Genomic DNA, 2,502 nt, shown 5'->3' with positions numbered 1-2,502 from the left:
CGATAAAAGAGGTGATGTTATGAAAAATAGAATTCTAATTTATAGTCTCACAGGCTTATTGACTAGTAGTGTTCTTGCAGGACTATTAATTACAAATAAAACGCAAGCTCAGTCTCCAAATTCAGAACATAATACTCATCACCCATCTGCTCAAGCAACTCCTTCCCAACGAGGAATGATGACTCAAGTGGATCGGCATTTCATCGAAATGATGGTTCCCCACCATGAAGAAACTGTGAAAATGGCGGATCTGGCTTTAACCCGTACTAAACGGCCTGAAATCAAAAAACTGGCTGAAACAATTAAAAAAGACCGAAGCCGCGAAATTCAACAAATGCGAACTTGGTATAAGGCATGGTACGGCACAGAAGTACCTGCTAATGCAATGGCTGGCATGGGAATGATGAGAATGCAGCAGGGTATGGGTCAAGACAACCAGGGAATGATGAGGATGTCCGGGAAGCAGAACATGATGGGCATGGAAATGCATTTGGAAGACTTGAAGAATACCTCTGACTTCGACCGTGAATTTATTCGTCAAATGATTCACCATAACCAAATGGGAGTGATGATGTCGCAGATGGCACTTAACAGCGCTACCAAGCCAGAAATTCGCAACTTAGCTCAATCCATCATTAAGACTCAAACTGCTGAAATCGCACAGATGCAGCAATGGTATCAGGCTTGGTATCAGCCTACTCCTACACAAAGTCAACAATGAGTTTGAAAAGGTTAATGTTAATTTTATTGGCTGTAAGTCTTGGGATGATTGCTGGATTGCTTGTTGTGAATAGTATACAACCTCAAGCTTTGCAGCCGTCAAAACACCAAGACCCCTACCTCCATCCTCTTGGAAGAACAGCAGAATAATAATGCTGCATTGCAAAATAGCAGCAAGGAAGGTTCCAATGAAAGTGATTGTTTCTGTAAGTTCTGGTACAAATGACCCAACCCTTGCCACTCTAGGGATGTTGGCAGCAAAAGTTGCAGTCGATGAAGGTCATGAAGTAATAGTGTGGCTCCAGGGTGAAGATGTAACCATAGCCAATAAAAATGTTTACGACAAAATTCAGGGGCTAAATATGCCACCGATGAAAGCTGTAGTAGAAGCGCTGTTATCTGCAAATGTGCCTATCTGGGTTTGTGAGGCTTGTGCTAAGGATCGCAACATTACGCCAGAAAACTGGATATCAACCGCCAGTTACAAGAATATGAGCGATTATGTCAGCACGGCATTGAGTATGGATAAAAGCTTGAACTTCTGATACAGAGCAAAACAGGGTGTACTCACAAGCTCTAGAAAATTTGGAGCCACAATTGTGAACATCGAGCTTCGACACTTGCATTACTTTATAGCTGTGGCGGAAGAGCTGAACTTTGGGCGGGCAGCTGAACGACTCCACATTGCTCAACCTCCGCTGACTCGGCAAATTCGTCATCTAGAAGAGGAGTTGGGAGTAAAACTCTTTCACCGCACCACGCGCCGGATTCAGTTAACAGAGCCAGGCCGAGTTTATTTGGCGGAAGCCCGTCGAGTGCTAGCGCAGATTCAAGAAGGGATTGTTCTGGCACGGCTTGCCAGTCGGGGTGAGATAGGTCGGCTTGTTATCGGATTTGAGGGTTCCTCTGCCTATGACATCGTGCCGTTGTCGGTAAAGGTCTTCAAAGAACGGTTTCCTAAAGTAAACCTAATTGTATACGAGATGACCACAGGCGATCAGGTACAAGCTCTACATAATGCTCACATTGAAATTGGCTTCGTTGTACCGCCACTCTTTAATGCTTGCAATCTCATGGTTGAAAACATCTTGCGAGAGCCACTAGTCGTAGCTCTACCACAGACACATCATCTCTCTAACCAATCAGAGTTGAATATGGCAAACCTTAACGACGAAACCTTCATAATCTGTCCACGCCATCATAAGTGTGGCCTATATGACCATGTAATTGCAGTTTGTCATCAGGCTGGTTTTAGTCCAAGACTCACTCAAGAAACTTCGGAGGTGCAAAGTATATTGGGCTTTGTTGCAGCAGGGCTTGGCGTTGCCTTATTACCTGCTTCCGTCACGCATTTACAGAAATCAGGAGTAGTTTATCGGAGGTTACAACCCCCCACTGCGGAGCTTGAGTTGGCGATCGCCTGGCAAAGAGAGAAATCGTCCCCCATGTTGCCAGCCTTTATTGAAATCGTCAAAGAATTTGCTCGTCAAATGGCTAATGAAAACGGCTATCAAACAGGAGAGTAGTTTTTAAATACATCTGAATTCATACACAAAAATTTATTAATACTCATATGGTATTAATTACTTTCAAAATTAGATCCTGAAAGAGAACTCAAATCTATGCGGAACCGCGTCACCCTTGCGTTGACGGGGGTGTTGCTTTTGGCAATTCTCAGGGCTGCGGCTTTTCTGGGACTAGCGGCAGGTGTCACCCTTGTAACTTGGGTTCCCATTCCAGCCCTACCTTGGTTCACGTGGGGCGTATGGCTATTTCTTTTGA

The 2,502-nt window shown here is 44.4% G+C and carries 3 protein-coding genes; all 3 read left to right on the top strand.

The window, feature by feature from the left end; genetic code table 11:
- Positions 1-19 precede the first annotated feature (19 nt).
- Positions 20-721: a DUF305 domain-containing protein gene (locus tag UYI_RS0130825; RefSeq protein ID WP_026086281.1), complete on the top strand. Its 702-nt coding sequence runs from the start codon at positions 20-22 to the stop codon at positions 719-721.
- 151 nt (positions 722-872) lie between these two features.
- Positions 873-1,265, top strand: a complete 393-nt coding sequence (locus tag UYI_RS0130815) for a DsrE family protein (protein WP_016870541.1) — start codon at positions 873-875, stop codon at positions 1,263-1,265.
- A 54-nt stretch (positions 1,266-1,319) separates the two neighbouring features.
- Positions 1,320-2,246, top strand: coding sequence for a LysR substrate-binding domain-containing protein (locus UYI_RS0130810; protein WP_016870540.1), 927 nt, complete (start codon positions 1,320-1,322; stop codon positions 2,244-2,246).
- The last annotated feature ends 256 nt before the right edge of the window (positions 2,247-2,502 follow it).

Origin of the sequence: Fischerella muscicola PCC 7414, from assembly GCF_000317205.1 — a bacterium.
Lineage (GTDB): Bacteria > Cyanobacteriota > Cyanobacteriia > Cyanobacteriales > Nostocaceae > Fischerella > Fischerella muscicola.
The sequence above is the reverse complement of the archived record's forward strand: the minus strand, read 5'-3'. Positions and strand labels throughout refer to the sequence as shown.

Excerpts from the sequence above, each read along its gene's own strand:
- UYI_RS0130825 (WP_026086281.1), top strand. The coding sequence starts at position 20 with ATGAAAAATAGAATTCTAATTTATAGTCTCACAGGCTTATTGACTAGT.
- UYI_RS0130815 (WP_016870541.1), top strand. The coding sequence starts at position 873 with ATGCTGCATTGCAAAATAGCAGCAAGGAAGGTTCCAATGAAAGTGATT.